The organism is Nocardia sp. NBC_00511, assembly GCF_045161165.1.
In the GTDB taxonomy this organism is placed as follows: Bacteria; Actinomycetota; Actinomycetes; order Mycobacteriales; family Mycobacteriaceae; genus Nocardia.
The window spans coordinates 8773036-8799094 of record NZ_CP107849.1 but is presented as its reverse complement, the minus strand read 5'-3'; the positions used below and the strand labels follow the sequence as shown (position 1 = coordinate 8799094).

Sequence of the window (26059 nt, the reverse complement as noted above, 5' to 3'; positions counted from 1 at the left end):
TCCCGTACCTGGGGTTCAGCGCTTCTCGATGCGGGCCGTCGGCGGCTGCACCGACCCCCGCGATTGCAGGTACGACTCCAGCGCGTCCAGATCGATCGGACCGACCTGGGTGCCGCCGCCCTGCTTGAACACGGTGAACCCGTCTCCGCCGGAGGCCAGGAAGTTGTTGGTCGAGACCCGGTAGGACACGGTCGGGTTCAGCGGCTGGTCGCCGATGCGGACGCTGTCGGCGATCACCTTGTGCCCCTTCTCCCCGGTCGCGGTGTACGCGTAGGTGATTCCGGCGACCGACAGCACCGCGGGCTTGCTCACGTTGTCCCACTGCTGTTCCAGCAGATTCAGGATCTGCTGCCCGGTCAGCGCCAGCGACACCACCTGGTTGCCGAACGGCTGCACGGTGTAGGCCTGCGCGTAGGTGATGGCGCCGCCGGGCAGATCCGCGCGCACCCCACCGGGATTCATGAAGGCCGCCACCGTCTGCGCGGGCCGCATGGCGTCGAGCATGGAGTCGGCGATGAGGTCACCCAGTGGTGAGTCGCCGTCGCGGTCGGGGGCGCTGGGCAGTGGGCCGGTGGAGCTGCCGATCACCCGTTCGGCGCGCGGCTTGGATTGTGCGGCAAAGAAATCCACCAGGGTGGTGGTGGCCGACGCGGGCGCGATGTCGCGGGTGACGACCCGGTTGACCGCCTTCGCGTCCACCTTGCCGTCGTGGAAGCGCAGCGTGACATCGGTGATCAAGCGGCCGAAGGATTCGGCCTGGGTGACGACCTTGCCCGCGATGGTGCAGTTGTAGGCCTGGTGGCTGTGCGCGGTGAACATGACGCTGACCGCGCTGTCGGTCTTGTTCGCCAGCGCGCTGACATCGGGTGAGATGTCGGCGCAGCCGTTGTAGTCGACCGGTTTGCCGTGGGTGTTCTGCGCGCCGCCGTCGTGCAGCAGGGCGATCACGGTCTCGGCTCCGGCCGCCTTCACCTCGGGCACGTACTTGTTGATGGCGTCGGCCTCGTCACCGAAGTGGTAGCCCCGAATGCCGTCCGGCATCACGATATTGGCGGTGTCGGGGGTGACGACACCGATCACGCCGATCTTGTGGCCGCCGACCTGGAGCATGGTCCAGGGCTTCGTGGCGGGCGGCAGCGCGCCGTTGCCGTCGGTGACGTTCGCGGCCAGGTACTGGAACTTCGCGCCGGTGAACGGTTCTCCGGGCGTGCACCCGTCCGAGGCGCAGCCGCCCTGCTGCAAACGCCGCAATTCGCTGACGCCGTGGTCGAATTCGTGATTGCCGACCGAGGAGACGGCGGTGCCGATCGAATTGAGGAACTCGATGGTGGGGTCGTCGTGGAACAGGGCGGAGATCAGCGGACTGGCCCCGACATTGTCTCCGGCCGCGACCACGGCGCTGTCCGGGTAGGCCGCCTTCAGCTTGGCCAGGTGCGCCGCCAGGTAGGCGGCACCGCCCGCGTCGTAGGAGCCGATCTTGCCGTTGGACCCGTCCGGCGGTTGCAGGTTCCCGTGCAGGTCGTTGATCCCGAACAGATGCACCTCGCCGGGCTGGGCGGCGGGGAGGTCGTTGGTCGAAACCAGCGGCACCGCAGGGGAAGCGGCGGGCTTCGCGGGCTCACCCCCGCCGCCGCACGCGGCCACCAAGGCCACGGTCACTGTCAGTACCAACCCGCTCAGCGTGACCCGCATCGGACCGGGCACCCGTCGACGACCGTTCATAACCGTCGACTCTGGCAGATCCCGTTGGCGCGGGCACGACGACCAGGTGAACTGAAATACCCCGCGCGCCGGGCATTATCGTGATCGTCGGATACCCGCAGGTCAGCCCGGTGCCACGGAAAATACCCACAGCCGAGGCGTGTTTCGCGTCTTCTGGTGGGCGAATTGCGCCCCTGTTAGACAGAATTCATGACGGCAAGGAATCTGACGCTCGCGACGGCGGCGTTCGCGCTGACCTTCTGGGCGTGGAATCTGATCGGCCCACTCTCCTCCTCATACACCAAGATGCTGCACCTGTCCGCGGGACAGACCTCGCTGCTGGTGGCGACTCCGGTGCTGGTGGGATCGCTCGGGCGCATCCCGGTGGGCGTGCTCACCGACCGGTTCGGCGGGCGGCGCATGTTCGCGGTGATCTGTCTGCTCACCATCATTCCGGTGATGTTCGTCGGGTCGGCGAATTCCTTTGGCAGCCTGCTGTTCTGGGCGTTCCTGCTCGGCGTCGGCGGCACCTCGTTCGCGGTCGGCATTCCGTTCGTGAACAACTGGTACGAGGCGTCGCGGCGCGGGTTCGCGACCGGTGTGTTCGGGGTCGGCATGGGCGGCACCGCGCTCTCGGCGCTGCTGACCCCGCGCCTGGTCGAACACCTGGGCCGGATGACCACGCATCTGATCATGGCCGCCGCGCTCGCCGTGATGGGTGCGGTGATGCTGCTGTTCAGCAAGGACTCCCCGAAGTGGAGTCCGGCCACCGAACCCGCGCTGCCCCGCATCCGCGAGGCGCTGCGGATGCGCGCGACCTGGCAGGGCGCGTTCCTGTACGCGGTGGCGTTCGGCGGTTTCGTGGCCTTCTCCACCTACCTGCCGACGGTGCTACACAACGTCTACGACTTCGCGCAGTCCGACGCGGGCATCCGCACCGCGGGCTTCGCCATCGCCGGTGTGCTGGCCCGACCGGTGGGCGGCATGCTCTCCGACCGGGTCGGCCCGGTCCGGGTGCTGATCGCCGCGTTCGCCGGTGTCGCGCTGATGGCTGTGCTACTGGCATTGGAACTTCCGGCCGAACTACCGGCGGGGGCGACCCTGGTGGTGATGGCGTTCTTCCTCGGGCTCGGCACCGGCGGCGTGTTCGCGCTGGTCGCCAAGTTGGTCGAACCGGCCCGCGTGGGCACGGTCACCGGCCTGGTCGGCGCGGCCGGCGGTCTGGGCGGCTACTTCCCACCGCTGGTGATGGGTCTGACCTTCGCCCGCACCGATACCTATACCCTCGGTTACCTGCTGCTCGCCGGCACTGCCGCCGCCGCGCTGCTGTTCACCGTGACCCTGCGTCGTGCGGTCGCGCCCCCCACCCATGCCGATGCCGCGGTCCGGGCCGTGGCATCGAGGGCGCACCACTGATCCCTCCGACGCCGGGGTCATCCGGATGCGGCCGCCGCGCAGCCTCTTCGCGGCGGTCGCATCCCGAACATGAAGGAGCGCAGTCGGTCTCGACCGACTGCGCTCCTCGTTTGTCAACTGCTAGCTGCTGGCCGCTCCTGCGAACGGGATGGCGGGGGCGGGCTCGTGGCGGCGATTCGGGTGCTTCCACAGCCCCTTTCGCTCCAGGATCGGCAGCACGCCCTCACCGAACCAGTACGCCTCCTCGAGATGCGGGTAGCCCGACAGCACGAAGTGGGTGACGCCCGCCTTCGAGTACTCGATGAGCCGTTCGGCGACCTCGGCGTGCGAGCCGACCAGCGCGGTGCCAGCGCCGCCGCGCACCAGGCCGACCCCGGCCCACAGGTTGGGGGCGATCTCGAGCCGATCGGTCTTGCCGCCGTGCAGTTCCGCCATCCGGCGCTGGCCCTCGGACTCGCTCAGCGCCAGTGCGGCCTGCACGCGTTCGATATCGGCGGGATCGATACCGGCCAGCAGCCGGTCGGCCACCGCCCATGCCTCCTCGGAGGTGTCACGGGAGATGACGTGGATGCGCAGGCCGTAGTCCAGCTTGCGGCCCTGATCCACGGCGAGCCCGCGAATCCAGTCCAGCTTGCGGCTCACCGCGAGCACCGGTTCACCCCAGGTGAGATAGGTGTCGGCGTAGCGGGCCGCGACCGGACCGGCCGGGCCGGAGGAACCACCGAAGAAGACCGGCGGCACCGGGTCGGGCCGGTTGGACAGCAGCGCGTTCTCGACGCGAATATGCTCGCCCTCGAACGTGATCGGCTCGTGCGAATTCCACAGCGACTTGACCACGTGCAGGAATTCGCCGGTGCGCGCGTAGCGGGTCTCCTTGTCGGCGAAGTCGCCGTAGGCCGCCTGGTCCTTCGGCTCGCCGCCGGTCACCACATTGATGAGCAGCCGTCCCCGCGAGTGCCGCTGGAAGGTGCCCGCCATCTGCGCGGCCAGGGTCGGGCTCATCAGCCCGGGCCGCAGCGCCACCAGGAACTTCAGCGTCTCGGTGGTCTCGACCAGCATGGCGGTGGTCAACCACGCGTCCTCGCACCAGGATCCGGTCGGCGTGAGCACGGCCTCGAAGCCGTTGGTCTCGGCGGCCGCGCCGATCTGGTTGAGGTAGTGCAGCGACGCGGGCCGGTCACCCGACATGGGGGTGCCGTGACCGCCGACCACCAGGCCGCGCGAATCGCCGGAGGTGGGCAGGAACCAGTGGAACGACAGGCTCATTCGGGGACTCCTAGGAGGTGAATCGGTCGTTGAAGCGGGTGTCGACGAAGTCCTTGATGTTCACCTTGCCGGGGATCAGTTTGGCGTCGGAGAAGGCGTCGGCGACCTGCTGTTCGGCGGTGATGGTGGCGTCGTCGAGCGGATGATGGTTGTACACAGCGCGTTTCACGGCGGTCAGGGTGACGTCGTAGGGAACGCCGGTGATGCTCGCGGACTGCTTGGCCCAGTCCTCCTGGTGGTCCTTGATCCAGGTCTGGGCGCGCTGGATGCGGACCAGCAGATCGCGCACCGCGGCCGAACTGGCCTTGTTCTCCAGGGTTTTGGTGCCCGCGACGAAGAACGAGTCGGGCTTCACGTAGCCGGTGGCGTCGACCAGGATCTTGTTGCCGTCGGCCTGCGCCTGCGCCACATACGGATCCCACACCGCCCAGGCGTCGATGCGACCGGTGGACAGCGCGGCCAGCGCGTCGGCGGGCTGCAGGTATTGCGGCTCGATGTCGTTGAAGGTGAGGCCGTTCTTGGTCAGCACCGACAGCAGGTGGTAGTGCGCGGAACTGCCCTTGGTGACGGCGATCTTCTTGCCTCGCAAGTCCTTCGGATCCTTCAGGGTGGAGTCCTTCGGGATCAGGATGGCCGAGCCCTGCGCACCGGAGTCATAGGCTCCGACGATCTCGATGCGGGACTTGGCGGCCGCCGCGAACACCGGCGGGGCATTGCCGACGCCACCGAAATCGATGGATCCGGCGTTGATCGCCTCCAGGATCGGCGGGCCCGCCGTGAACTGCGCCCAGTCCAGCTTGTAGGGCAGGTCCTTGGTCTGACCGGACACCTCCAGCAGGGCCTGCAGCGCGGAACCCTTCTGATCGCCGACGTGCAGGGTCACCTGTGAAAGGTCAACGGAGCCATCGGCGTTCACCCCCTTGCTGTTGTCGCTGCCGGAGCTGCACGCCGCGGTGACGAGAGCCGTGGCGACCGCGACAGCGGCAATCAGACGTCTGGAGATCATGGGTGTCCTTCCGGGGTGACACGGTCGTGCTGAGCGACGCCTAGTTCGGCGAGCAGTTCGGCGCGCAGGGCAACGAATTCGGGATGCTCGCGGCGGCGGGGGCGGGGCAGGTCGATGGTGATCTCACGGGCGATGCGGCCCTCGGCGAGCACCAGCGCCCGGTCGGCGAGCAGCAGCGCCTCGTCCACATCGTGGGTGACGAGCAGCACGCCGGGCCGATGCGAGGTCCACAGATCCAGCACCAGGTTGTGAATCGTGATGCGGGTCAAGGCATCCAGCGCGCTGAACGGCTCGTCGAGCAGCAGCAGATCGGGATCGCGGACCAGGGCGCGGGCCAGGGACGCGCGCTGCGCCTCACCGCCGGAGAGGGTCAGCGGCCAGGCGTCGCCGCGTTCGGCCAGGCCGACCTCGGCCAGTGCCTCCCGCGCGGCGGCCTTCGCATCGCGGCGGCGCAGACCGAGAGTGATGTTGTCGCGCACCTTCTTCCACGGCACCAACCGCGGCTCCTGGAAGGCGACGGCCACCTCACCGGTGACGGTGAGCTCGCCGCCGGTGTCCCCGTCGAGTCCGGCCAGCGCGCGCAGCAGCGTGGACTTGCCCGAACCGCTGCGGCCGAGCAGGGCGACGAACTCGCCGCGGCCGATGTCCAGGTCGAGGTCGTGCAGGACCCGGCGTTCGCCGAAGTCCTTGACCACACCCCGGATTCGGGCCACCGGTTCGGCGCTGACCTCGGGTGCGGTGACGACCGAGAGGTGCGACGGACGCTCCTCGATATCGGCCGGGGCCACCTCGGGAAGGGTCACAGGAAGCTGCGTCGCCATGTCAGCGCTCTCCTCTCGATCAGACGGACCAGTGCGTCGGTGAGCAGACCGAGCACGCTGTAGACGAGCAGGCCGACGACGATCACGTCGGTGCGCAGGAATTCGCGGGCGTCGTTGATCATCTGGCCGAGACCGGCGTCGGCATTGACCTGCTCGGCGACGATCAGCGCCAGCCAGGCCACGCCGAGGGACTGCCGCAGGCCCACCAGGGTCTGCGGCAGCGCGCCGGGCAGCACGATGTGGCGGATCAGCTCGAACCGGCTCAGCCGCTGCACCTGCGCGAGCTCGGCGAGTTTGCCGTCCACACTGCGGATTCCGGCAAAGGTATTGAGGTACAGGGGAATCGCCACGCCGAAGGCGACCAGCACGATCTTGGGCAGCTCACCGATGCCGAACCACAGGATGAACAGCGGGATCAGGCCGTAGAAGGGCAGCGTGCGCAGCATCTGCAGCAGCGGGTCGACCAGGTACTCCCCGATCTTGCTCAACCCGGCGACCAGCGCCAGCCCGATCCCGAATACCGCCCCGATCACGAAACCCACGGCGGCCCGGCGCAACGACACCGACAGCGCGTGGGTGAGGGTGCCGTCCTCGAGCAGGTCGACGGCGGTCCGCACCACGGTGAGCGGCGAGGCGAGCAGCCGTTCCGGCAGCACCCCCGTCGCACTGGCGAGCTGCCAGAGCACCACGACCAGCACCGGACCGGCGAAACGCGCCAGCACGGCGGCACTCGGCAGCAGCGACCGGACCGCAACGGGCCTGGCCTGCACGGCAATTGACGACACGACAGCACCTCGGTGGGACGGGGGACGAGGGCGGTCGAGGGCCTTCGCCCGCCACGCTGCAACAGTGCCGTCGCTCGGTCGCCTCGTCACCGGTTGTAATCCGTGTGATTCTTGAACTCCGCGGGGAGCGCGACTGCCACAATGGACCCGCGACGAGGACCCGGGGGACGACCGATGAGCAGTCCGCACGAGCCGCTCAGCACCGGATCGACGTTCGGGCCCTACCGGCTCGACCGGCTGATCGGGCGCGGCGGCATGGGCGAGGTGTTTCAGGCCTACGACACCGTCAAGGACCGCACGGTGGCGATCAAGGTGCTGCCGGAACGGCTGGCCCAGGATCCGGTGTTCCGCCAGCGTTTTCAGCGCGAATCCCATGCCGCCGCCCGGCTGCGCGAGGCGCACGTCATCCCCATCCACGACTACGGCGAGATCGACGGCCGCCTCTACATCGACATGCGGCTGGTGGACGGCGACTCGCTGCGGTCGCTGCTGCACCGCGCCGGATCGATGCCGCCCGAACGCGCGGTCGTCATCATCGAGCAGGTGGCCTCGGCCCTCGACGCCGCCCACCGCGACGGCCTGCTGCACCGGGACGTGAAGCCCGACAACATCCTGCTGACCCACGAGGGCTTCGTCTACCTGGTCGACTTCGGCATCGCCCAGTCCGTCACCGACGAATCCCTCACCCAGACCGGCGGCACCGTCGGCTCCTACCGCTACATGGCCCCCGAACGGTTCTCCACCCGCGAACTCGGCCCCACCGCCGACGTCTACGCCCTGGCCTGCGTGCTGTTCGAATCCCTCACCGGCACAAAGCCTTTCTCCGGCGAGACGGACGCGCAGATCATGCGCGCCCACCTCTTCGACCCCATCCCCCGGCCCAGCCTGGTGCGCGCCGCCGTCCCCGTCGGCTTCGACGCGGTGGTGGCGCGCGGCATGGCCAAGAATCCGGACGAGCGCTACAGCAGCGCAGGCGAATTGGCCGCCGCCGCGCACGCGGCACTGGGTGAACCGGTGACCGGCGAGACCGGGGCGGCGCGGGCACGGGCCGCCACGGTCGGTGAGGCATCGGCTCGCGAGCCGCTGACCACGACCGCGGACAGTGAGCCCACCGATGTCAGCCAGCCCGCGGGTCCGGCCGCGAACATCGCTGAGCGGCAACCCGATTCGACAAGCTCCGATCCCGGAACCGGAAGCTCGGTCGGCACCGGGACCGGGCCGCAGCCGCTGGAGAACACCCCGACCGACACCGGCGCGACGTCTCGACCACCCACCGGCTCACGTCTGCGACGAGTGTCAGCTCTCCTCGGTGCGCTCGTCCTGGTGTGCGCCGCACTGGGTTTCGCGGGCTGGGAGTTCGAACACCGCACCACCTCGGGTAAGGCCGTCGGCGATGCTTCGGCACTGCGCGGAGCGGATATCGGCCTGCTCTCGCTGAGCACCTGGGCCGGATACCACCGCGCCAACTGCTTTCACGGCGACCCTGATCCGACGGCGCTGGCGTACCTCCTCTGCAAGGCGAATCCGGCGGCCTATGCCCCGACCGCGCGGTTCATCGAGTTCCGCACCGCGGCTGCCATGCACGACTTCTACACCACCAATGTCCTCAGGGTCTTCGGAGCCACGAATTGCGCGGGCGGCTCGGCCGGCACCGACGCTCCGACGCTGTCCAACGGTAAGGAGGTGGGCCGCAAGGCCTGCTACCTCGACAAGACCTCCGCGCCCTCGCCGCCGCTGCCCGCCATGGCGGTGACCAGTGAGGAGAACTTCGCGCTCGCGGTGTACATCTGGAACGCCGACGAAACCGCGGTCCGCGACCAGTCCGCGCGCCTCGACCTGGGCCAGTTCCGTAGCAAGGACAGTCCGAAGGACCCCGACTTCTACACCGACGCGGACCGCTACCTGCTGCAGCACATGGGCGACGACTACACGACCGCCAACTGCATCCACGATGATCCGCCGATGGGCGGGGCGACGGCGATCCTGGACTGCGCGACGCCCGCCGCCACCCCGAGCGTGTCGTTCATCGGCTTCGCCGACCGCAATTCAGCGAACACCATCTACCAGGCCCAACTCGCTCAGAACCCCGGACACAGCTGCGGAAACCCCACCGGCTCCGACGACATCTGGCGGCGGAACAACGCCCCGGTGGGCCGCTTCTTCTGCATGTCCGACAAGACCGAGGACCCCAACCGCCCGATGATCCTCGCCGTGCACGACGACCTCCACCTGCTCGTCATGATCGACGCCGAACGATTCGACACCCCCGACAACGGACCCAAAACCGAAGCCGCACTGCTGACCTGGTTCCAGAAGTACTTCGTGAGCTGAACCTCGTCCACGGCTCCACCCCCGCCCTGTCGCAACCCGGCCCAGTTGGCTATAGTTTTATATAGTCAGATGGTCGCGAATGAATCAGGAAGGTCGAAATGACGACAATCGAGGGTGCGGTCGTACTGGTGACCGGCGGACAGCGGGGACTGGGCCGGGCATTCGCGCAGGAGTTCCTGCAACGGGGCGCGGCCAAGGTGTACGTGACCGCACGCAAGCCGGACCCGAGCGACGATCCGCGGATCGTGCCGCTGCCGCTGGAGGTGACCGACGCGGATTCGGTTGCGGCCGTGGCGGAGCGGGCCGGGGACGTGAGCATCGTGGTGAACAACGCCGGGGTGCTGCGGTCCGCGTCACTGCTGCACGGCGAGATGGCGGATGTGGTGGAGACCTTCGAGACGAATGTCTTCGGACCACTGCTGGTAGCACGCGCGTTCGCACCGATCCTCGCCGCGAACGGCGGTGGGGCGCTGGTGGATATCCATTCGGTGCTGTCGTGGAGTTCTGGCGCGGCGGCCTACGGGGCGTCGAAGGCGGCGCTGTGGTCGATCACCAATTCGCTGCGGATCGAATTGGCGGGGCAGGGGACGCAGGTGGTGGGCGTGCATCTCGGGTTCGCCGATACCGACATGGTGAAAACCATTGCCGCGCCGAAGATCAGCCCGGCCGACGTGGCCGCCGCCGTCGCCGACGGACTCCAACAGGGGGCCGCTGAAGTGCTGGTGGACGAGTTCACCCGGCAGGTGAAGGCCTCACTGTCCGGACCCGTCGAAGGACTCGCACTGAACTTCGGCCGCTGAAAATCACACTCGGACAAAGGAATCCACCATGCCGCTGTGGCACATCTATCATCCGGCCGACACTTTCACCGCCGAGGACAAGCAGAATTTCGCCAAGGACATCACCGCGTACTACGCGCGCGTCGGACTGCCGGAGTTCTACGCGGTGGCGCTGTTCCACGAGATCGCGGCCGACTCCTTCTATGTCGGCGGCGTATCGATGCCGTCGGTGCGAATCACCATCGACCACTTGGCCCGTCAGCTCGACGATCCGGATCTGCGCAAGAAGATGACCGCGCGACTGCACGACCTGATGGCTCCCTACACCCATGATCGGGGCCTGCATCTCGAGTTCAATATCAACGAGGTGCCCCGGGACACCTGGATGATCGGCGGCCAGTTCCCACCGCCGCCGGGCAGCGATATCGAACGCGGCTGGGCCGAGACGAACAAGCCGATCCCGTACTGAGGGGCCGAAATAGGTGGTGCCGGGTTCCCTCCGCAGCTGGGAACCCGGCACCGAGTCGGCACCGGTGTGGGCGGTGACCGACATCTGGGGGACGCGCGCTAGTGCGCGTCGCGGATCAGTGCGCTTCCCGCACCATTTCGACGGCGCGGGTGAGAATGCCCAGGCCGTGGGTGATTTCGTCATCGGTGACGGTGAGCGGCGGCAGCAGCTTCACGACTTCGTCCACCGAGCCGGAGGTTTCGACCAGCAGCCCCATCTCGAAGGCGTGGCGGCACACCTTGGTGGCCTGCGAGGCGTCCTCGAAGACCAGGCCCTGCACCAGGCCGCGGCCGCGGGTGGACAGGCCGTCGAAGGTGTCGCTCAGCGCGGCCAGGTGGGTGTGGATGCGCTCGCCCTTGGCCAGGGTCGCGGTCTCGAGCCGGTTGTCGGACCAGTAGTGCCGCAGCGCCACCTCGGCGGTGATGAAGGCGGCGTTGTTGCCGCGGAAGGTGCCGTTGTGCTCGCCGGGAGCCCACTGGTCGAGTTCGCGCCGCATCAGCACCAGGGCCATGGGCAGGCCGTAGCCGCCGATGGACTTGGACAGGGTGACGATGTCGGGGGTGATGCCCGCGATCTCGAAGGAGAAGAACGGGCCGGTGCGGCCGCAGCCCATCTGCACGTCGTCGACGATCAGCAGAATGCCGCGCGCCGCGCACAATTCGGACAGCGTGCGCAGCCATTCGGCGCGAGCGACATTGACGCCGCCCTCACCCTGCACGGTTTCGACGATGACGGCCGCGGGCTTGTCCAGGCCCGAGGAGCTGTCGTCGAGGGCACGGCGCATCCATGCCAGATCCTCCGCCTCCTCGACGTACCCGTCGTAGGGCATCGGGGTGGCGTGCACCAGCGGGACGCCCGCACCGGCCCGCTTGGCGGCATTGCCGGTCACCGACAGCGCGCCCAGGGTCATGCCGTGGAAGGCGTTGGTGAAGTTCAGGATGGTGGTGCGGCCGGTGACCTTGCGCGCCAGCTTGAGCGCGGCCTCGACGGCGTTGGCTCCGGTCGGGCCGGGGAACTGCACCTTGTAGTCGAACCCGCGCGGCACCAGCAGCAGGTCGCGGACGGTCTCGAGCAGGCGGCGCTTGGCGACCGTGGACATGTCCAGGCCGTGGGTGATGCCGTCGCCGACCAGGTAGTCGATCAGCGCCTGCTTGAGCACCGGGTTGTTGTGCCCGTAGTTGAGCGTGCCCGCACCGGCGAAGAAGTCGAGGTAGTCCTTGCCGCTCTCGTCGGTGAGCCAGGCGCCGCGGGCGGTGTCGAACACCGTCGGCCAGGAACGGCAGTAGCCACGCACATTGGACTCGAGTCCTTCGAAGACGGTCGTCTCGGAAATGGTGGTCATCGGCGTTCCTAGCGTTCGCAGCAAAGTGAAACGCTGACGTTTCTATCATCAGGAGACGCCCGGGGGAACCGTTTTCGGCGAATCGAGCCGGAAGATCCGGTGAACGGGCCGCGGCGACCCACGTCACAACGGAACGGCGCCGAGCATAACCGACGCAATACCCCCTGCGTCCGTTTCGAGCAAATCGTCTTGGCTGTACCTTTTAGCCGATCCGCGAGCGATCGGACAGCTACCGATCCCGGACTGCCGCAGCCGATTCCGAATCGGGGACCAGCACAATACTGGCAAACTTCCGATTGCGAGCGGCCGACCACCCCCGTAGTGTCAACCACTTGTGCGCGCCGACGTGGGGGTCTACTGGCAGCTGGTCAAGGCGGGATTCCGCAGACAATCGCACTACCGGCTCGCCATGCTGGCCGGACTCATCACCAATGTGGTGTTCGGATTCGTCCGGGCATCGGTACTGATGGCGGCGGTACACGCCAACAGCGGCTTCGGCGGCTACGACCGCGGCACCATCGGCGCCTACACCTGGCTCTCGCAGGGACTGCTCGGCGCCATCGCGTTCTGGACACTGCCCGACATCGTCGAGCGCATCCGCACCGGCGACGTCGCCATCGACTTCCTGCGGCCCATCGACATCCAATTCGCCCATCTGGCCGAGTATCTCGGCCGGGCGCTGTGCACGCTGCTCCCCCGCGGCGTCCCCAGCATCCTGATCGGCACCGTCACCTTCGGACTCGCCTTCCCCACCACCGCGAGCACCTACGTACTGGGCGCGATCAGCCTGCTGATCGCCATCGTGCTGTCGTTCCTGTCCATGTTCGCGGTGAGCCTGGCCGGTTTCTGGCTCATCGAAACCCGTGGCCTGCGTGCGCTGCACATGATCTGCGGCACCTTCCTGGCCGGACTGTTCGCCCCCATCCACCTGTTCCCGGGCTGGTTGCGCGCCGTCGCCTACGCCACCCCGTTCCCATCCATGCTGCAGTGGCCCATCGATGTGCTCTCCGGCCGGACATCCGGGCTGGCGGCGGTGGGAATCGTTGTCGTGCAATGCTTCTGGCTGGCGGTCCTGGTGGGCCTGGGCCAGCTGCTGCTGCGGGCCGGACGCCACAAGCTGGAGGTACAGGGTGGTTGAGACGCGGCCCGCACGGCTCGAGCCCTACCGCGCAGTGCTGGGATCACGGCTGCGCGCCCAGCGGGCGTATCCGCTGTCGTTCGCCACGGATCTGGTGAGCGCCTTCCTGATCGGGCTCGTCGAGTTCGGCGAGATGTGGGTGATCTTCCACAATGTGCCGCGCCTGGGCGGGCTCGACCTCGACGGCATGCTGCTGCTGTTCGGTTTCAGCAACACGTCTTTCGCGATCGCCGACATGTTCGTCGGCCACGCCGACACCCTGCCCACGTATATTCGAATGGGCAAGCTCGACGCGTTCTATCTGCGTCCGCAACCACTGCTGCTACAGCTCATGACAAGCGATATCCAATTGCGCCGGGTGGCGCGCATCGCCGTCGCCGCCACCGTGCTGGCATTCGGCCTGGCGCGCAACGACATTGCCTGGACGGCCGGGAACCTGGCACTGTTCACCCTGACGCTGATCTCCGGAATCGCCATCTTCGCCGGGCTTTTCGTGTGTGCGGCCGGGGTGCAGTTCTTCCTGATCGACGGTGCGGAACTGACCAACTCCTTCACCTACGGCGGGTCGTACGCGTCCATGCAACCGACCTCGGTCTTCCCGACGCCGATGAAACTGGTGTTCGGCTTTCTCGTACCGGTCGCCTTCACCTCGTACCTGCCGGCGGTCGCGCTGCTCGGGGAACCCGGCACCGCGCTGCTGCCCGCCTGGCTGGCGTGGGCGTCCCCGCTGGCCGCGCTGTGGGTGTGGGCGGCCGCGCTGTTCTCGTGGCGAATCGGAACCAAGCACTATCAGGGAGGCGGCGGGTGAGCGACCCGATCATCGACATCGACCGGCTGACACGCACTTTCGTGCTGAGCCGCAAGGAAGGCCGCTGGCGTCGACGACGGGAACTCATCACCGCCGTCGACGAGATGAGCTTCAGCGTCGAACCCGGCGCGGCGGTCGGCTACATCGGCGCGAACGGCGCGGGCAAGTCCACCACCATCAAAATGATCACCGGCATCCTGGTGCCCACCACCGGGCGGCTGCGCACCTGCGGTCTGGACCCGGTCCGGCAGCGCCGCGAGCTGGCAAGCCGGATCGGCGTGGTGTTCGGGCAGCGCTCGCAGCTGTGGTGGGATCTGCCGCTGCGCGAATCGTTCTCGATCCTGGCGGCCATCCACCGCCTACCCCCCAAGGCCGCCGCCGCGCGCACCCGGGAATTGATCGACCAGCTCGAAATGGGCCACACCCTCGACACTCCGGTGCGGCAGCTGTCGCTGGGCCAGCGGATGCGCGCCGAAGTGGCTGCGGCCCTGCTGCATTCGCCGGAACTGGTGATCCTGGACGAACCGACCATCGGCCTGGATGTGCTGTCCAAGCAGCGATTACGTGAGTTCCTGCGGCACGAGCGCACCCAGCGCGGCACCACCCTGCTGCTCACCACCCACGACATGGGCGATATCGAGCGGCTCTGCGATCGGGTGCTGGTGGTCGATCACGGCAAGCTGGTCTACGACGGATCGCTGACCGGACTGGGCGCCACCGTCGGCGCGCAGCGGGTGCTGACCGTCGACCTCGCCGAACCCACCGCGGACCTGACCGATCTCCCCGGCGCGAAGCTGCTCGGCAGCGAGGGCGCGGGGATGCGGCAGCGGCTCGCCTTCGACACCGAGATCACCACGGCCGCACAGCTGCTCACCGCGGTCTCGGCCCGCGCCGAGGTCCGCGACCTGTCCATCGAGGAACCCGATATCGAGGATGTGGTGCGCCGCATCTACGAGGCGGCGGGCTCGGGCTCCCTGGCCACCTGATCCGGCGAGAACCGGTCAGTTCGCAATTGCGAGTAATGAGAAATCGAAGAACGCTATCGCGGCGACCGTCGAAATAGGCGACGGGCACCGGAGCTTTTGTTCATCCCGATGTTTCCGGCGCGACGCGAAGATCACATCTGCTTCTCACCGATCGTGACGAGATTTGTCGTAGCGCTCGCCCGGGCAGTTCCGGTAACCACTTCAGCCCCATTCGAATTGCGACCCCCGGTCACGTGTGCGATGTTGCAGGGAATTCTCCGTGTGCTCACCTCCGGGTCGGCACCGCAGCCGACCCACAGGAGCGAGCAAGATGGTGCGTCCGGCGAAATTGTTGCCGCTGGGTAACATAAAGCTCGCCCCGCCAACGGAATTGATCCGGCCGCGCACTATTCGGGCGCGATTGCGCCGAATTCTGCTGGTATCGATCGCACTGGTGGTCGCGCTGCTGACCGTCATCATCGCCGGTGAGGTCGGCCGCTACCGCGACACCGGCGACGCCTCCCGCGCGGTGAATCTGGCGCTGGCCGTTCAGGATCTGGTGCACGAGGTGCAGCGCGAACGCGGCCTCACCAACGGTCTGCTCGGCGGCGACACCTCCGCCCGCCAGGCCGTGGCCAACCAGCGCATGGCCACCGATTCCGCGCTGCGCGGACTCGAGTCCGCGCTCGACGCCCAGCCGCCCGGCGCCGACCCGGTGCGCACCGCGCTCGGCCAGTTCTCCGCGGTCAGCGCCAACCGCGCCGACGTGGACGCCCGCCGCATCGACCGCTCGGCGTCGTTCACCTTCTACACCAACGCGATCGCCGCGCTGAACCAGACGCGTCCCGGTCCCGGCCGCACCCAGGACACCGCCCTGTTCCGCGGTCTGCAGACGCTCTACGCGCTCGGCGACGTCAAGGAGTACACGGCGCAGGAGCGCGGATTCCTCAACGGCGTCTTCGCCGCGGGCGGCTTCGCGGACGGGGAATACGTGCAGTTCCTCGACATTCGCGCCGCCAAGCAGGCCGCCGTCGCCGCCTTCGAACGCGACGCCACCCCCGATCAGCGCTCCCGGCTGGACGCGGCCATGAGCACCGACGAGGCACAGCGGTCGGCCGACGCGGAGAACCTCGCCATCGCCGCGGAACACGGTGCGTTCGCGCAGCCGGTGAACCCGGGCGACTGGTGGCGCGAGATGACCTCGGTGGTGGACGGGCAGCGCACCGTGCAGCGCGGCATCGGCGGCGACATCGAGCACCGGGCAGGCGAATTGCGGCGCAATGCCGAGATCGTGCTCGGCCTCTACCTGCTCGCCGCGGCGCTCGCGGTCGGGGCCGTGATCGCGCTGGTGGTGGCGACCGTGAGCGCCATCGTGCGGCCCCTCGCCGATCTGGCCGAGAAGGCCGACCTGGTGGCCGGGGAGCGACTGCCCAATCTCATCGCCGCCTGGCAGGATCCCGACGCCGACGACCCGGAGCCGCCGGAACCGGTGCACCTCGACGAATCCGCCGGGGAGGAGATCGTTTCCGTCGCGCACGCGCTCGATCGCGTGCAGGCCACCGCCTACGAGCTGGCCTCCGTGCAGGCCCGGCTGCGCCGCAACACCACCGAGTCGATGGCCAACCTGGCGCGCCGCAACCAGAACCTGGTGCGCCGCCAGCTCGGCCTGATCAGCGATTTCGAACGCGAGGAACTCGACCCCAACGCGCTGTCCAACCTGTTCGAGCTCGACCATCTCGCCACCCGCATGCGCCGCAATGCCGAGAGCCTGCTGGTGCTGGTCGGCGAATCCAGTCCGCGCCGCTGGGCCGAGCCGATTCCGCTCAGCGACGTCATCCGCGCCGGACTCTCCGAGGTCGACGACTATCGCCGCGTGGTGCTGCGCCGCGTCGACGAGGTCTCCATCGCGGGCGCGCATGTCAGCGAAATCGCCCACATGCTGGCCGAACTCATCGAGAACGGCCTGTCGTTCTCCCCGCCCGACCTCGAGGTCGAGATCTACGGCCGCCGCTTCGGCGCCCGCTACATGGTCGCCGTCGTCGACCACGGCGTCGGCATGCCGCCCGACCAGCTCACCACCGCCAACGCCCGCCTCAGCGGCGAAGCCGACTTCCTGGTCGCCCCCACCCGCTTCCTCGGCCACTACGTCGTCGGCCGCCTGGCCCGCCGCCTGGACATCGAGGTCGAACTCACCGTCTCCCCCACCACCGGCGTGGTAGCCCGCCTCCTGCTCCCCGCCACCCTGCTCGCCGACCCCGGCGACCACCTCCCCGACCTCCCCGAAGACGCCAAACACGCTGCCACCAACCACCTCTCCGCAGCCGACGCGATGCCCGAACCAACCCGAGGCCGGCACAGCTCAGCGCAACCCGCCGCACTCGACACCGTCCTGGACGGCAAGACCTCGGTGGCGCCGCCACCGCGAGGCCTCACGGTCCTCACCGAGGTGATCGCCCCGCAGACAAGCGGCGCGACCGAACAGCTCGGCCGCCCCGCCGCCCGCAGCGCCTCCACACCGGTCAAGCTCGTCCCGCCACCCGAGCCGAATCCTTTCGACGACAACGGATCCGACTCGTCTCACGCTGCCGAGAGCGCACCGCAGCCGGTACCCGATTCGATCCTCGGCGACCCGAGTGCCGGTGACGAGGCCGGCCGGGTGCCCGCAACCATCGGCTCGACGCGTTTCGACACGATCGATCTGGTCCCGATCACCGACCCGGGCACCGACAGTGGTCACGGGCCTGCCCGATCCGGGGCGGCGGCGCGCGCCGACCGCACTCCGGCGGGTCCGGCCGCGGACGCGGATTCCGCCGTCACACAGCAGCTTCCGGCCGCGTCACGCATCACCTCCGGGGTGACCGGCGCAACCGGCCAGGGCGGACAGGCGACGGGCGACGGTGGTGCGAACGGGGCGGTCGTTTCGGCAGGTGTACCGGAGGTGCAACGTACGCGAAACGGTCTCGTCAAGCGCACCAGGAAGACTCGCGAGGATTCGGGTGCGGCACCGGTTGCCGCGCCGACGGTGAGCGGACCGCCGACCGCGGAACGCTCACCGGACACCGTGCGCAACATGCTGACCGGATTCCGGGCCGGGCATCAGCGTGGATACGGGGAGCCGACCGTCGGTCACGGCGGCGAGCCGACCGTCGGAATCGGCGCACCCGGAACGAACACACAGGAGGAACCCAGGTGACCACCCACTACACCGACACCGATCCGCACACCTTCAACTGGCTGCTCGCCGACTTCGTGCGCACCACCGACGGCGTGCGCGACGCCGTCGCCGTCTCCTCCGACGGCTTGCTGATGGCGATGTCGTCGGGGCTGGACCGGACGGGGGCCGACCGGCTGGCGGCGATCGTCTCCGGGCTCACCAGCCTCGGCCGAAGCGCCTCGCGCAGTTACGATTTCGACGGCCTGCGCTTGATCATGATCGAGATGGGGCGCGGCTTCCTGCTGGTGTCGGCGATGACCAACGGCAGCTGTATCGGCGTCATCGCGGGCAACGACGCCGATGTCGGCCTGGTGGGCTATCAGATGGCCGTGCTGGCCGATCGCGCGGGCGCACTGCTCACCCCGGCTCTCATCACCGAACTGCGAGAGTCGCTGAGCCGATGAACGATTCGCACCGGCTGCCGGACGCGCGCATGATCGCGCTCAATCACCCCGCGGGGTGGTCGGATCCGGCGCTGCCCGAGAACCCGGCGCGGGCATCGGGTTTCGGCGTGACCGAGGAGCAGGTGGTGCGCCCGTTCATGATGACCTCCGGCCGCACCACCCCCGCGGTCGAGGGCCTGCGCATCGAGACACTGGTGCGGGCCACCCCCGGAGCCGTCTCCACGCCACTGCGTTTCGAGCTCGAACGCGTGGTCAGGCTGTGTCAGCGGCCGTACTCGATCGCGGAAATCGGTGCGGCGCTGCGGGTGCCGGTCGGGGTGGCGCGAATTCTGGTGGGCGATCTGGTGTCATCCGGTCACGTTTCGGTCGGCGCGACCGATGAACTCTCGACCGCCGCTCTGGAAAGGATGCGGGACCTTGTTGCGAACCTCTGAAAACACCGGCCGACCGCTGCTGCAGGCCTCCTCGGTGAAAATCGTTGCCAGCGGCGGATTCGGCGTCGGCAAGACCACATTCATCGGCGCCGTCTCCGAGATCGAGCCGCTCACCACCGAAGCCGCCATGACCGAGGTGGCGGTCGGCATCGACGATCCCGGCCAGGCGACCGGCAAGACCACCACCACGGTGGCGCTGGATTTCGGTCGTATCACGCTGGATTCGAAGCTGGTGCTCTACCTGTTCGGCACTCCCGGCCAGGCCCGCTTCGAATTCCTCTGGGACGACCTGCTCGACGGCGCGCTGGGCGGCGTGATCCTCGTCGACACCGGCCGGGTCGAGGACTGCTATCCGGTGCTGGACTTCTTCGAACGACGCGGCACCCCGTTCGTGGTGGCGGTCAACCGTTTCGAGAACGGCTCACGCTTCGACCTCGACGAGGTGCGTGAGGCGCTCGACCTCGGGCCCGCCGTCCATCTCATGGATTGCGATGCCCGCGACCGGGAATCGGTGAAGCTGGTGCTGGTGGCGCTGCTCGAACAGATCCTGCGCTCGCGCCGCTCCCCGGCGCTGGCGGGGCAGCCGGTCTGAGCGGGTCCGGACACAAAAACGCCCCGGGTGCCGGACACCCGGGGCGATCAGCCCGAAAACCCTTCGCTCAAACGCGAATTAGCGGCCGCCGAAAGAACCGGTGAAGAGGGTGTTGAGGATACCGCTGAACGCGGCGCTGCCGGTGTTGAACAGGCCGTTCAGGGCGGCGGAACCAGTGTCGATGATAACCGGGATCATTTTTCAACCTCTCAGTAGTGGTTTGTCGCCGTCCGGGATCTCCGTCCGGCAACGCGACCCACAGTGCCCAGGCAGCCTTAACGCGGCCTTGCCTGTAGCTGAGAGATTGCTAAATTCGACTGTGCGACGTGTCACATTAGATGCGGACGACCAGTCTCTACTGCGGGGGCGCCCCGCTCGCCGAGTACAGGCTCACCTCACCGTCCTCCCCCAGAAACGCGTTGACCAGCATCGTTCCGCTGGAACGCATTTCGTCGACGTCCGGTGCGGCCGTCGTGATGGAAATCTGCGGGAGCGCAGCCCAGTTGACGACGTAGCGATCCGGCGGGCCGTTGTCGTCCGACAGGTGCGCCACCCGGAATACCGACACCGTGCGGCGAACAATGAGATTGCGGACGACTTCGGCAATTCGCTCGGGGTCTTCCAGCGCGAACATGAAACCGAATCGCAGCTCCGGAGAAGACGCGTATGCGGGCACGAATATCGAGGCTAACGGACTGCGGCGGGTCGCGCCCCCGGCGCGCCGCAATGTTAGCTATTCATAAGCCTCGGTAACCGCATCGCCCGGCGAACAGGCGACGTCCGGGTCGACGAGTGCCCTCGAACCCGTCTCGCAAACCCCCGCGCAGGTGTCGATCCGCCTACAACCGCAGCGGCCATGTGACCGTCTTGTAATGCTGTATAACAATTTTCAGGCAGGTTCGCCGATCACGCGCCGGATGGTTGCGCTCCCCTCGCGCCCGCGCTTTCCTGAATATGTCCCGCATTTCGGACAGTCTTCTCACCGCATCGTCGCGGATTTCCCGGTTACTTCACCGTGTCAATGGTGGTGGGCTGTTGCGTTCCGGGTGCGGGGCTGCGCCGGAGCCGAGGGGAGCCCCTCCCCGAAACCCCCTCGGCCCTGGCGCATCCACACATGCGACGGCCGAGGGTGGGACACATGTCAACCGATTACAACGCTGCGGGATTCGGGGCCGAACTCCCCTCTCCCGCAACGCTGTTGCGCGCTTTCCGGGAACCTGTCAGCGATGTCGGACGCGACCACGCGGTCCTCGACTCCGCCCACGAACTGGTGCGCTGCCACGAGCAGCGACAGCGAGCCCTGGAAGCCGCGCACGCGCGCGAGGCCACCCCCGACGACGTGGCCGACTGCAGTCACCGCATCGACACCATCGACGAACAGCGCGCCGACCTGGTGGCGCGCATCGACGAGTGGGTGGCGGCCAATATCCCGCACCGCTCCGGAGCCTCCCTGCACACCGAGACCCTCGGCGCGGTCATCGACCGCATGGCCGCGAAATGGGTTGCCGCGCAACAGGCTCTGGGCGTACCCGAACCCGCTGCGCGGCAGCAGTCGAAAGGCGCCGACGGACGAAACCGGCGACGGGCCATCGCCCATCGCATCAGCGAGGACCGGCCGCACCGCGTCGTGGACACCGAAGCCCACCTGCAGTGGTACCGGCTCGCCGAGCTCGCCGACGGCTACCGGGATCTGATCACCGAGGTGGCGCAGCATCGCAGGCGGTTGCCCACCTGGTGACCGCGCCACCCGGTCAACGGCTCGATCGCCCGCTCAGCGCGGGTCGACGACCTCGGCATCGATGACGTCGCCGGGCAGCCGCTCACTCGGGACGACCGGCTTCGTTGCCGAGAAGTCCTGTGCGGGAGCGGGTTCCGGAGTCTCGTCGTCGAAGTCCTCGTCCTCGAGACCCGCGTCGGCGCGCTGGGCGGCGGCGTCGCGCTCGGCGGCGGCCGCGGCCTCACGCATCTCGATGGCGTCGGTGATCCAGTCACCGATCTCGCGGGTCACCTCGGCGACGGTGCCGGTGATGATCGACGCGATGGCGCCGACGTGCCGGGCCCCGGACGAGGTCAACTCCTGGATCAGATCCTTGTTGCTTTCGAATTTGGAGATCATTCACACGCCCACTTCTGTTTGCGGCACCGCGCTCGCCTGCCCCCTGCGCATCACGATAACACCCGAATCGGACGAATTCTTGACCAGGAACGGCGGCAGCGCGAGCTTGAACAGCTTGCCCCACACCGAACCGATCTGCGCCGAGAACGACCCGGTGTTGTAGGGCAGACCGTGCTTCTCACACAGCGCCTTCACCTCGGGCGCGATCTCCGGGTACCGGTTGGCCGGCAGGTCCGGGAACAGGTGGTGCTCGATCTGGTGCGACAGGTTGCCGGACATGATGTGGAACAGTCGGCTGCCGTCGATATTGGCCGAGCCCAGCATCTGACGCACGTACCATTCGCCCTGGGTCTCATCGACGCACTCGTCCTCGGTGAACGTCTGTACGCCCGACGGGAAGTGCCCGCAGAAGATGATCGAGAAGGTCCACAGGTTGCGCACGATATTGGCGGTGAAGTTCCCCGCCAGCGTGGACAGGAACAGCGGGCCGGTCAGCGCCGGGAAGACCACGTAGTCCTTGAGCACCTGCTTGCTGGCCTTGCGCCACTGGCCCTTGACCAGCGACTTGATATCCGACCAGCTGCGCTTGCCGCGCACGATGTTCTCGACCTCGAGGTCGTGACCCATCACGCCCCACTCGAAGGCCAGCATCAGGAAGAAGGCGTACACCGGGTTGCCCAGCCGCAGCGGGTTCCACGGCTGCGCCTCGTCGATGCGCAGAATGCCGTAGCCGATGTCGCGGTCCATGCCCAGGATGTTGGTGTAGGTGTGGTGCATGTAGTTGTGCGAGTGCCGCCACTGGTCGCCCGGGCAGACCGTATCCCATTCGAACACACGGGAATTCAGGGTCGGCTCACGCATCCAGTCGTACTGGCCGTGCATGACGTTGTGCCCGATCTCCATATTGTCGAGGATCTTGGACACGCTCAGCGCGGCGACGCCGGCCAGCCAGAACGGCGGCAGGAAGCCCAGGTACATCAGGCCGCGGCCGGTGATCTCCAGGCCGCGCTGGGCCTTGATGATCGAGTAGATGTAGTCGCGGTCGCGTTCGCCCAGATCGGCGGTGACGCGGGCGCGCAGGGCGTCGAGTTCGCGGCCGATCTCCTCGACCTGCTCGACGGACAGGACCAGCGGTCCGGTGGTGGTGGTTTCGAGAATTGTCATGATGGTCCCCTGACTCAGATAGCGATGTCGACGTCCCCGACGGGGGCGCTGATGCAGAGCTGGATGTCCTGATCCGGATCGGCGTCCAGCTCGCCGGTGCGCATATTGCGGGTGCACCCGGTGCGCTTGACCGCGGTGCAGGAGAAGCAGATCCCCATGCGGCAGCCGTACTCCGGGGTGAGACCGGCGGATTCGGCCTGCTCGAGCAGGCTGACACCGGTATTGGCGGCACTGACGCCGCTGGTGGAGAAGCTGACCTCGCCCGTGACGTCGGCCGGGTCGACCGGCGCGGCGGTGAGGGTGAACTCCTCCATGTGCAGGCGGTCGGTGAGCTGCTCGGCCTCGTACACCGTGCGCACCGCCTTCATGAGTCCGCCGGGGCCGCACAGGAATGTCTGCGCGGTGGCGAACCAGGGTGCGAGGCGCTCCAGCTCGTCGTAGCTGAAGTTCGGGTCCTGCTGGAGTTCCGGGTAGAGCAGTTCGACCCGGAAGTTGCCGTGCTGCATGGCGAGCGCCTCGAGCTCGGCGCGATGCGGCACCCATTCCGGCGAACGGTTGTAATGCAGGAACAGCACCTCGCCCGGGTAGCCCTCGTTGGCCAGCGTGCGCAGCATGGACAGCACCGGGGTGATGCCGCTGCCGCCGCTGAGCAGGATCACCCGTTCCGGCCGCACCTCGGGCAGGTGGAACACGCCCGTGGCGGGTGCGAGGTCGACCACCATGCCGGGAATCGCGTTCTCGTGCAGGTAGTTCGAGACCAGCCCTTCCGGGTGGGCCTTGATGGTGAGTTCGATGTGGCGGTCACGCCGGTTCTGCGCGTTGACCGGTGAATAGCAGCGGTTGTGGCGCACGCCGTTGATGACCACGCCGACCTGCACGTACTGCCCGGCCAGGTGTCCGGCCCACTGCCGGTTCGGCCGCAGCGTGAGGGTGACCGACCCGACCGCGCTGCGTCGCACGTGGGTGATCTCGCCACGCATGGCGCTCAGAGTCATGGTGGGGCGCACCAGCTCCAGATAGCGATCCAGCGGATGCGGGGTGGTCAGTGTCTTCTGCACGAGGTCGATGAGTCCGACCATGCGAGCCTCCTGTCGCGTCGCCCGGGCTGGGGCGGCGCCTTCGCGGTGTGCCTCAAGTTCAGTGCACATCTGTACACTGAGATAGTCTGCCTGGTGAAGTACCAACAGTTCAACCGGCTGTTCGTGTGACCCACACGACATCTCGCGACAGGAACGAATGTGAACGCATGTATGCTCATCGACGTGAGCGAGCAGGCAGCAACGCGCGTCGAGCGCAAGGAACGCACGCGCGCCGCCCTGCTCGACGGCACCCTCGCCCTCGCTGCGGACCGCGGTTTCGCCGCGCTGTCCCTGCGTGAGATCGCCCGCTCGGCAGGCATCGTCCCGACCGCCTTCTACCGGCACTTCACCTCCCTCGACGAGCTCGGCACCACCCTGGTCGAGGAGGGCGTACGCCAATTGCGGCTGGCCCTACGGGAAATGCGCCGCACCCCCAACGCCACACTCGCCGAAACCGTGCGCTTCGTGTTCGAGCAGGTCGACGGCAAGCGCGACCTGTGGGGGTTCCTCATTCGGGAACGTCACGGCGGCTCCGCGGCACTGCGGGTCGCGATATCGGTCGAAATGCAGCTCATCGAACGGGAATTGGTGGTCGATCTTTCCCGGGTGCGCGCCTTGGACTCGTGGTCGCCCGATGATCTGGAGCTGGCGGCGGACCTCATCGTCTCGACCGTCGCGGACCGGATAGCCGATTATCTGACCGCTGAAACCCGGGAACAGCCGCGAATCGTCGACCGCGCGGTACTACAGGTGCGGCTCATCGCCCTCGGCATGGGAGTGTGGCGGCCCTAGCGGCCGCGCAGATCGTCCCCGCGTACCGGCAGCAACAGCATCAGACCCACGATCAACACCAGCAGCAGGCCGATGATGCCCGCGCGCTCGGCGTCGAAGGCCCACACGAAGAAGCCGAAAAGTGTTGGAGCGAGAAAAGATACGGCACGACCGGTGGTCGCGTAGAGGCCGAAGAGTTGCCCCTCGCGGCCGGGTGCCGCCAGCCGCGCCAGGAACGAGCGCGCCGAGGCCTGCGCCGGACCGACGAAAACCGTGAGCAGCAAACCGAATATCCAGAACATCAGCGGCCCCGACACCACCAGCAGGAAGCCGCCGAACACGATCATGCCCAACAGCGACACCACGATCACCGCCTTGGGACCGAGCCGGTCATCGAAGCGGCCCGCGACCACCGCCCCCAGTGCCGCAACCACATTCGCGGCGATGCCGAACAGCAGCACGTCGGCGTCCGCGATGCCGTACACCCGCACCGCCAGGATCGCGCCGAAGGTGAACACGCCCGCCAGCCCGTCCCGGAAGATGGCGCTGGCCACCAGGAACCCGACGGTGCGGCGATCGGCATGCCAGAGTTCGCGCACGTCCCGGAACAGGATCCGATACGAGCGCAGGAACGATCTCCCCGGCACCGCCGCACCCGGATCCGCCTGCGTCCGTGGCACTTCCGGCACCACCAGGAACAGCGGCACCGCGAACGCCGCGAACCAGACCGCCGCCAACACCGCCACCAGCCGAATATTCAGCCCGTCATCGATCGGCAGGCCGAAAAGCCCACGGGTGTCACCCTTTCCGGCAATGAACCCGAAGTAGCAGATCAGCAGCAGGATGATCCCGCCGAAGTACCCCATGGACCAACCGAACCCGGACACCCGGCCCACGGTCGCGGGCGTCGAGACCTGCCGCAGCATCGAGTTGTACGGCACATGCGCCAATTCGAAGCAGGTAGACCCCACCGCCAACAGCGTCAGCCCAACCCACAGATAGTGGTAGTCCTCCCGCACGAAGAACATCCCCGCCATCAACACCACCGTGACGGCAGTCAAAACCCCCAGCGACAGTTTACGTTTCGCCGTCGCATCGAACCACTGCCCACTGACCGGCGCGGTAACCGCCACCACCAGCCCCGCAGCCCCCAACGCCCACCCCAACCAGGAACTGGCCGAAATCCCACCCGGCAAGTCCTTCCCCACCTTGTCGGTGAGATACACCGAGAACACGAACGTCAGAATCACGGCATTGAACGCAGCCGCCGCCCAATCCCAACTCCCCCAGGCCAGCACCGCCGCCCGCCCGGTCGCCTGCCCGATCGTGCTCTCTCCGCCGACTTCTCCCGAGCCCTCGGTCATGCAGCGCACAGTAGGCGACCCGAGCCCGCTCGGCATGGCAAACCACTCCGGCGCG

Annotated in this window: 24 protein-coding genes; 13 read left to right on the top strand and 11 right to left on the bottom strand. The window is 67.8% G+C overall.

The features are described 5' to 3' along the window. Positions 1–15: 15 nt before the first annotated feature. On the bottom strand, positions 16–1722 hold the full coding sequence (locus OG300_RS40995) for a bifunctional metallophosphatase/5'-nucleotidase (RefSeq protein ID WP_405490654.1): 1707 nt from the start codon (positions 1720–1722) through the stop codon (positions 16–18). Between the two features lie 189 nt (positions 1723–1911). Between OG300_RS40995 and OG300_RS40990 the strand changes: the two genes are divergently transcribed. Further along, a complete protein-coding gene (locus tag OG300_RS40990) occupies positions 1912–3117 on the top strand; it encodes a nitrate/nitrite transporter (RefSeq protein ID WP_405490652.1) in 1206 nt (401 codons plus the stop codon). A 120-nt stretch (positions 3118–3237) separates the two neighbouring features. On the opposite strand, the gene OG300_RS40985 is transcribed toward OG300_RS40990, so the two are convergent. Genes OG300_RS40985 through OG300_RS40970 form a run of 4 tightly spaced genes read right to left on the bottom strand, consistent with a single transcriptional unit; the run spans position 3238 to position 6986 of the window. After that, positions 3238–4383: an LLM class flavin-dependent oxidoreductase gene (locus OG300_RS40985; protein ID WP_405490650.1), complete on the bottom strand. Its 1146-nt coding sequence runs from the start codon at positions 4381–4383 to the stop codon at positions 3238–3240. A 10-nt stretch (positions 4384–4393) separates the two neighbouring features. Further along, on the bottom strand, positions 4394–5389 hold the full coding sequence (locus tag OG300_RS40980) for an ABC transporter substrate-binding protein (protein ID WP_405490648.1): 996 nt from the start codon (positions 5387–5389) through the stop codon (positions 4394–4396). Beyond that, on the bottom strand, positions 5386–6210 hold the full coding sequence (locus OG300_RS40975) for an ABC transporter ATP-binding protein (RefSeq protein ID WP_405490646.1): 825 nt from the start codon (positions 6208–6210) through the stop codon (positions 5386–5388). The genes OG300_RS40980 and OG300_RS40975 overlap by 4 nt, the downstream gene beginning before the upstream one ends. Continuing rightward, complete coding sequence (locus tag OG300_RS40970; RefSeq protein ID WP_405498854.1) at positions 6189–6986, bottom strand: ABC transporter permease; 798 nt, start codon at positions 6984–6986, stop codon at positions 6189–6191. Before OG300_RS40970 ends, OG300_RS40975 begins: the two co-directional genes overlap by 22 nt. A 183-nt stretch (positions 6987–7169) precedes the next feature. On the opposite strand from OG300_RS40970, the gene OG300_RS40965 reads away from it, so the two are divergent. From OG300_RS40965 to OG300_RS40955, 3 genes are all read left to right on the top strand, one after another. Next, positions 7170–9326 carry a serine/threonine-protein kinase gene (locus OG300_RS40965; RefSeq protein ID WP_405490644.1) on the top strand — a complete coding sequence of 719 codons (2157 nt, stop codon included), beginning with the start codon at positions 7170–7172 and terminating at the stop codon, positions 9324–9326. A gap of 98 nt (positions 9327–9424) precedes the next feature. Next, entirely contained in the window at positions 9425–10126 is a 702-nt protein-coding gene (locus tag OG300_RS40960) for an SDR family oxidoreductase (protein WP_405490642.1), read from the top strand. A gap of 28 nt (positions 10127–10154) precedes the next feature. Then, complete coding sequence (locus OG300_RS40955; RefSeq protein WP_405490640.1) at positions 10155–10574, top strand: tautomerase family protein; 420 nt, start codon at positions 10155–10157, stop codon at positions 10572–10574. Positions 10575–10689: 115 nt separating this feature from the next. Here the strand turns inward: OG300_RS40955 and ectB are convergent, their stop codons facing one another. Further along, a complete protein-coding gene (gene ectB / locus OG300_RS40950) occupies positions 10690–11955 on the bottom strand; it encodes a diaminobutyrate--2-oxoglutarate transaminase (protein ID WP_405490638.1) in 1266 nt (421 codons plus the stop codon). A 334-nt stretch (positions 11956–12289) separates the two neighbouring features. Between ectB and OG300_RS40945 the strand changes: the two genes are divergently transcribed. The 7 genes from OG300_RS40945 to OG300_RS40915 all read left to right on the top strand — a co-directional run bounded on the left by OG300_RS40945 (position 12290) and on the right by OG300_RS40915 (position 19510). Continuing rightward, complete coding sequence (locus OG300_RS40945; RefSeq protein ID WP_405490636.1) at positions 12290–13093, top strand: ABC transporter permease; 804 nt, start codon at positions 12290–12292, stop codon at positions 13091–13093. Beyond that, positions 13086–13901: an ABC transporter permease gene (locus tag OG300_RS40940; RefSeq protein ID WP_405490634.1), complete on the top strand. Its 816-nt coding sequence runs from the start codon at positions 13086–13088 to the stop codon at positions 13899–13901. The genes OG300_RS40945 and OG300_RS40940 overlap by 8 nt, the downstream gene beginning before the upstream one ends. Next, on the top strand, positions 13898–14887 hold the full coding sequence (locus OG300_RS40935; protein ID WP_405490632.1) for an ATP-binding cassette domain-containing protein: 990 nt from the start codon (positions 13898–13900) through the stop codon (positions 14885–14887). Before OG300_RS40940 ends, OG300_RS40935 begins: the two co-directional genes overlap by 4 nt. Positions 14888–15287: 400 nt before the next feature. Beyond that, a complete protein-coding gene (locus OG300_RS40930; protein ID WP_405490630.1) occupies positions 15288–18059 on the top strand; it encodes a nitrate- and nitrite sensing domain-containing protein in 2772 nt (923 codons plus the stop codon). Beyond that, a complete protein-coding gene (locus OG300_RS40925) occupies positions 18056–18484 on the top strand; it encodes a roadblock/LC7 domain-containing protein (protein ID WP_405490628.1) in 429 nt (142 codons plus the stop codon). Before OG300_RS40930 ends, OG300_RS40925 begins: the two co-directional genes overlap by 4 nt. Further along, positions 18481–18918: a DUF742 domain-containing protein gene (locus OG300_RS40920; RefSeq protein WP_405490626.1), complete on the top strand. Its 438-nt coding sequence runs from the start codon at positions 18481–18483 to the stop codon at positions 18916–18918. The genes OG300_RS40925 and OG300_RS40920 overlap by 4 nt, the downstream gene beginning before the upstream one ends. A 34-nt stretch (positions 18919–18952) precedes the next feature. After that, positions 18953–19510 (top strand): GTP-binding protein, encoded by a 558-nt coding sequence (locus OG300_RS40915; protein ID WP_405498853.1) that lies wholly within the window; start codon positions 18953–18955, stop codon positions 19508–19510. Positions 19511–19865: 355 nt separating this feature from the next. On the opposite strand, the gene OG300_RS40910 is transcribed toward OG300_RS40915, so the two are convergent. Continuing rightward, on the bottom strand, positions 19866–20144 hold the full coding sequence (locus tag OG300_RS40910) for a hypothetical protein (RefSeq protein ID WP_405490624.1): 279 nt from the start codon (positions 20142–20144) through the stop codon (positions 19866–19868). A 504-nt stretch (positions 20145–20648) separates the two neighbouring features. Here OG300_RS40910 and OG300_RS40905 point away from each other — a divergent pair. Continuing rightward, entirely contained in the window at positions 20649–21248 is a 600-nt protein-coding gene (locus tag OG300_RS40905; protein WP_405490622.1) for a DUF4254 domain-containing protein, read from the top strand. Positions 21249–21281: 33 nt separating this feature from the next. On the opposite strand, the gene OG300_RS40900 is transcribed toward OG300_RS40905, so the two are convergent. Genes OG300_RS40900 through OG300_RS40890 form a run of 3 tightly spaced genes read right to left on the bottom strand, consistent with a single transcriptional unit; the run spans position 21282 to position 23869 of the window. Next, positions 21282–21626 carry a hypothetical protein gene (locus OG300_RS40900; RefSeq protein WP_405490620.1) on the bottom strand — a complete coding sequence of 115 codons (345 nt, stop codon included), beginning with the start codon at positions 21624–21626 and terminating at the stop codon, positions 21282–21284. Beyond that, positions 21627–22790 carry a fatty acid desaturase family protein gene (locus OG300_RS40895; RefSeq protein WP_405490618.1) on the bottom strand — a complete coding sequence of 388 codons (1164 nt, stop codon included), beginning with the start codon at positions 22788–22790 and terminating at the stop codon, positions 21627–21629. It abuts the gene before it with no gap. A 14-nt stretch (positions 22791–22804) separates the two neighbouring features. After that, complete coding sequence (locus tag OG300_RS40890) at positions 22805–23869, bottom strand: ferredoxin reductase (protein ID WP_405490616.1); 1065 nt, start codon at positions 23867–23869, stop codon at positions 22805–22807. Between the two features lie 171 nt (positions 23870–24040). Here OG300_RS40890 and OG300_RS40885 point away from each other — a divergent pair, with 171 nt between their 5' ends. Next, positions 24041–24661, top strand: coding sequence for a TetR family transcriptional regulator (locus OG300_RS40885; RefSeq protein ID WP_405498852.1), 621 nt, complete (start codon positions 24041–24043; stop codon positions 24659–24661). Here OG300_RS40885 and OG300_RS40880 read toward each other — a convergent pair. Continuing rightward, entirely contained in the window at positions 24658–26004 is a 1347-nt protein-coding gene (locus OG300_RS40880) for an MFS transporter (protein WP_405490614.1), read from the bottom strand. The two genes, OG300_RS40885 and OG300_RS40880, sit on opposite strands and share 4 nt — an antisense overlap. Positions 26005–26059 lie beyond the last annotated feature (55 nt).